Below are 4,536 nucleotides of genomic sequence, written 5' to 3' on the forward strand. Positions count from 1 at the left end.
CTATTCGTTGCGCAGGATGAAGGCCGGCGGCTGGGCGAACAGCGCCCGCAGCGGCAGGTAGCAGGCGTTCAGCGCGATGGCCAGCACGATCGCCAGGTTCGCCGCGAACACCGCCAGCAGCTCGCTGCTGACGTACGGCGCCACCAGTTCCTTCTTGTAGACGTACACCGCCGCCAGCAGCGCCAGCTGCACCGCCACGCCGACCGCGATCGGCAGCAGGTTCTGGCGCGCGATCAGCCGCACCAACTGGTTCTTCTTCGCGCCGATGGCGATGCGGGTGCCGAGCTCGAAGCGGCGCTGGCGCACCGAGTTGTTGACGATGCCGTAGATGCCCAGGCCCGACAGCAGCACGATCAGCACGGTCAGCGCGGCCGAGATCGACAGCGTGGCGAACTGCTTGAACAGGGCCAGGCGGTAGGTCGTGCGCAGCGGTTCGTACTCGTTGACGATCAGCGCGCCGGTGGTTTCCTTGAGCCGGGCGACGATGGTCTCGCGGCTGATCTCGGCGCTGGTCTTGACCAGGAAGTAGCTCGCGTCCAGGCCGATCGGCGTGTAGGTGCGGGCCACGCCGGGCTCCTCGTTCGGCAGGGCGATGCCCGCGACCACGCCGATCACCTCGTAAGGCTCGCCGTCGCCGGTCGAGAGCCGGGTCTTGAGCGGATCGCCGCCCATCTCCTTGGCGAAGGCCTCGTCGACGATCATCACCCGGCTCTTGGCGCGGACGTCCTGGGCGGTGAAGTTGCGGCCCGACACCAGGCGCTGCTGGATCATCTTGAAGTAGTCCTGGTCGATCGCCTTGCGCAGCGGCGCGAACGGCTTGCCGCTGGTGGCGTCGGTCAGGGCCATCTTGGAGAAGCTGGCCAGCGGCGAACCCGACTGGCTGACCCCTTCCACGCCCGGCAGCGACAGCAGCGAGGCGCGCACCGCTTCCAGCGTCGCCACTTCCTGCTCCGGCGTGGCTTCGGTCTGGCTGGCGTCGTCGAGCAGCAGGCGCGACACGCCGTCGACCTTGAAGCCCATGTCGGTGTCGATGATGCGCTTGGAATTGAGGAACAGCGCGATGTTGCAGAAGATCAGGAACGAGGCGATCGCGACCTGGGTGCCGATCAGGATCTGCTGCTTGCGCTTGGACAGCTGCAGGCCGCCGCCCTTGCTGCCGCTCTGGACCATGCCGGCCAGGCCCTTGTAGTTGATGGTGCTGATGCTGAGCCAGGTGAACACCAGCGACAGGGTCACGCAGATCGCCACCGCGGCCAGCACGGTCACGCCGTTGAGGTGCAGTTCGTCGACGCGCGGCAGCACCGTGGCCATGTTGGTCTGCAACACGTGGAAGCCGAACGCGGCGATGGCGAAGGCGATCAGGGTCGAGGCGACGATCAGCAGTCCGATCTCGGCCAGCTTGCCGGCGAACAGCTGGCGCATGCGCGCGCCGACCGAGGCCTGGATCGCCATCGACTTCTGCTGCTCGGCGGCGCGCGACATCATCAGGCAGGAGATGTTGACGCAGCTGATCAGGGTCAGGCCGATCACGCCGATCAGCAGCAGCACCGCCATGCGGGTGCTGTCGCCGGTGATGGCGTCGCGCATCGAAGCCATCTTGGCCTTGACCGTCCAGCCGGCGAAGAACGGCTTGCCGGCCACTTCCTGGCGCCAGCGCGGGTCGATCAGGCCGCTGAGCAGCTGTTCGGCCTGCTGCGGGGTGGTGCCGCTCTTGAGCCGGCCCATCCAGTAGATCGCGCCGCTGATGCTGCTCCAGCTGGTGCGGCGGTCCTCGTCGCTGGGATTGAAGTCCCACGGCAGCCACACGTCGGTGTTGCGGCCGACTTCCGACAGCTGCGGCTCGTAGAACGACGGCGCGGTGACGCCGACGATGCTGTAGGCCTTGCCGGCGATGTCGAGCTTGCGCTTGAGGATGTCCGGATCGCTGCCGAACTGGTCGCGCCAGGCCTCGTAGCTGATGACCGCGCTCGGCGCGAAGCTGTTGAGCTTCTCGCGCTCGTCGAGCTGGCGGCCCAGGTGCATCGGCACGCCGAGCAGCTTGAACAGGCCGGGGCTGGCGAAGGTGCTGTTGACCGCCGGCTGGCTCGGCAGCGAGGTGATCACGTCCTGCGAGTAGTACATCGTCGCGGTGTCGCTGAACACGTTCTGCTTGTCGTCCTGGTACAGCACGCCCGGGTAGGTGTAGGCCTCGCCCTTGACCTCGCCGTCCTTGTCGATGAACTGGTTGCTGACCACGTACAGCTCGTCGGAGCGCTGGTACGGCAGCGGCTGGACGATCAGCAGGTAGCACAGGGTCAGGATGCACAGCAACGCGCCGATGCTGATGCCCATGCTGGCGACGATCGAGCCCGACAGCAGCGGTTTGCGCAATACGTTGTGGACCGCGTAACGCAGGAAGAAGGCGAGCCGGTTCATACGGCGATGTCCAGGGCGCGCGGCTGGGCGATGGCGCCGTCCTGCAGCTTCAGCTTGACCTTGGCGGCGTTGGCGTAGTGCGGGTCGTGGGTGACCATGCAGATGGTCGCGCCCTTGGCGTTGAGCGCCTTCAGCAGCTCCATGACCGCGTCGCCGCTCTTGGAATCCAGGTTGCCGGTCGGCTCGTCGACCAGCAGGATGCTGGGCTGGTGGACGATGGCGCGGGCAATCGCCACGCGCTGCTGCTGGCCGCCGGACAGCTGGTTCGGGAAATGCTGCTTGCGGTGCGCCATGTCGACCGTTTCCAGGCTGGCGCCGACCAGGTCCTCGATCTGCTTGGCGGTGTAGGACTTGCTGCTGTAGCGCAGCGGCAGGGCCACGTTGTCGAACACGCTGAGCTCGTCGATCAGGTTGAACGACTGGAACACGAAGCCGATCTTCTCGTTGCGGATCGCCGCGCTGCCGTTGTAGTCCAGCGAGGACACGTCGACGCCGTCGATGAAGTACTGGCCCGAGCTCGGCCGGTCGAGCAGGCCCAGGATCGACAGCAGGGTCGACTTGCCGCAGCCCGACGGGCCGGAGATCGAGACGAAATCGCCCTTGGCGATCTCCAGGCTGATCTCGCTGAGCGCGTGGGTCTCGACGAACTTGGTGTCGTACACCTTGGACACCTTGCTCAGGCGGATCGGGAAGGTTTGCATGAGTTCCATGTGCGGCTGGGTCCTTGAGGTCAGATGCTGTCGACGGTCTTGCTGATGCCCACCACGAGCAGCGATACCAGCAACATCGCCAGCAGCCCTGAGACGGGCAGCGCGGCCACGGATTCGCTTACGCCCTGCGGCAGTTCGATGTTGCTCAGAAACGTGAATTTTTCGGGCTTGAGGGCCAGCGTCGCCGCCGCCGCGACCGCCGCCGATCCGAGCAGGATCCAGCGGCGCGAGCGGCGCCGTTGGGCCGCGGCGGCCAGCACGTTGCGGGTGAAGGCTTCGCCCTCCAGGTGCCGCTCGTAGCCGAGCAGCTGGTCCAGGCCGGGTCGGTTCATCGGTCGTTCTCCTCGACGTTGAGCAGCGCGGCGAGCTTTTTCTTGCCCCGGTTGATGTGCGACTTGATCGTTCCCAGCGGCATGCCGGTGACCTCGGCGATTTCCGAGTGGCTCATGCCGGCCGAGAACGTCAGGGTGACGGTGAGTCGTTCGTTGAGGCTCAGGTGTTTCATCATCTGTTCCACCAGGATGTCGTTCATCGCCGTCGGCGCGACCGCCGCCGATTCGGGGATCTGGTCGTCGTCGACGAATTGCAGGCGCGAGTTGTTGGCCACGTGGCGCAGGAAATTGCGGTAGGCCACGGTATGCAGCCAGGTGCCGAGGCTGGAATCGCCGCGGAACGTGGTCAGCCCGGTCAGCATGCGGATGAAGGTTTCCTGGGCGATGTCGTCGGCGAGGGCGTGATCGCCCGCGGTCAGACGGCGCAGGAACTGACGGATGGCCGACTGATAGCGCTTCACCAGCTCCCCGGCCGCGGCTCGTTCGCCGGCCAGGTAGCGCGCTATCAGTTCGTTATCGCTCTTGGGCATCAACATCCTGGTCATCGCTCGTCGTGGTGCGTCGCGTCCGCGACGAGGTGGCGGGCGGCCGGACGCGGCAGTCGCCGCGTCCGCCGGCTCAGGCGGCGCTGTCGTTCTGGTCCAGCTTCCACACCAGCAGGAAGCCCAGGCCCATGCAGATCGGGAACGCCGCCACGGTCGCGAACTCGGTCATCGAACCGGTGATCACGCCGGCCAGCGCCGCGGCCACGCCGATCGAGATGATGATGATTCCGCGGCGCAGATCGGTGCGGCGCGAGGGGCGATTGGTGTTCATCTGCGCCACCAGCTCGGCGGTCAGCGGCGTGCCCTTCTCCAGCGCGGTGCGCAGCGTGCGCTGCACTTCGGTCTGGTTGCGGGAGTTGAGGATGGAGAAGGTGATGAACATCGCGGCGATGCTCAGCACGGCGATGATGGGGATGTAGATGCCGTCCATAGGTGCGGGTCTCTCGTTCGCTGGCCGGATTGGCCTGGTACTGATTGGAGACGCCCCGGGGGCGGTTCGGATGCAGCGGATGCGAAATATTTTTCATCGCGGCC

General features: G+C 66.2%; 5 protein-coding genes. All 5 read right to left on the bottom strand.

Features of this window, described 5'->3' with window-relative positions; all coding sequences use genetic code 11:
• Positions 1 to 2,415 carry an ABC transporter permease gene (locus JHW38_RS04350; RefSeq protein ID WP_207524803.1) on the bottom strand — a complete coding sequence of 805 codons (2,415 nt, stop codon included), beginning with the start codon at positions 2,413 to 2,415 and terminating at the stop codon, positions 1 to 3.
• Positions 2,412 to 3,125, bottom strand: a complete 714-nt coding sequence (locus JHW38_RS04355; protein WP_242691193.1) for an ABC transporter ATP-binding protein — start codon at positions 3,123 to 3,125, stop codon at positions 2,412 to 2,414. The genes JHW38_RS04350 and JHW38_RS04355 overlap by 4 nt, the downstream gene beginning before the upstream one ends.
• 20 nt (positions 3,126 to 3,145) lie before the next feature.
• Positions 3,146 to 3,457: a hypothetical protein gene (locus JHW38_RS04360; protein WP_207524804.1), complete on the bottom strand. Its 312-nt coding sequence runs from the start codon at positions 3,455 to 3,457 to the stop codon at positions 3,146 to 3,148.
• A complete protein-coding gene (locus JHW38_RS04365; RefSeq protein ID WP_207524805.1) occupies positions 3,454 to 3,987 on the bottom strand; it encodes an RNA polymerase sigma factor in 534 nt (177 codons plus the stop codon). The genes JHW38_RS04360 and JHW38_RS04365 overlap by 4 nt, the downstream gene beginning before the upstream one ends.
• An 88-nt stretch (positions 3,988 to 4,075) precedes the next feature.
• The gene (locus tag JHW38_RS04370; protein ID WP_207524806.1) at positions 4,076 to 4,432 is read right to left on the bottom strand and encodes a DUF6249 domain-containing protein; all 357 of its coding nucleotides are present in this window, start codon (positions 4,430 to 4,432) and stop codon (positions 4,076 to 4,078) included.
• Positions 4,433 to 4,536 lie beyond the last annotated feature (104 nt).

The sequence above is a fragment of the Lysobacter enzymogenes genome, assembly GCF_017355525.1.
Classification (GTDB): Bacteria; Pseudomonadota; Gammaproteobacteria; order Xanthomonadales; family Xanthomonadaceae; genus Lysobacter; species Lysobacter enzymogenes_C.

Excerpts from the sequence above, each read along its gene's own strand:
- JHW38_RS04365 (WP_207524805.1), bottom strand. The coding sequence starts at position 3,987 with ATGCCCAAGAGCGATAACGAACTGATAGCGCGCTACCTGGCCGGCGAA.
- JHW38_RS04360 (WP_207524804.1), bottom strand. The coding sequence starts at position 3,457 with ATGAACCGACCCGGCCTGGACCAGCTGCTCGGCTACGAGCGGCACCTG.
- JHW38_RS04350 (WP_207524803.1), bottom strand. The coding sequence starts at position 2,415 with ATGAACCGGCTCGCCTTCTTCCTGCGTTACGCGGTCCACAACGTATTG.
- JHW38_RS04370 (WP_207524806.1), bottom strand. The coding sequence starts at position 4,432 with ATGGACGGCATCTACATCCCCATCATCGCCGTGCTGAGCATCGCCGCG.
- JHW38_RS04355 (WP_242691193.1), bottom strand. The coding sequence starts at position 3,125 with ATGGAACTCATGCAAACCTTCCCGATCCGCCTGAGCAAGGTGTCCAAG.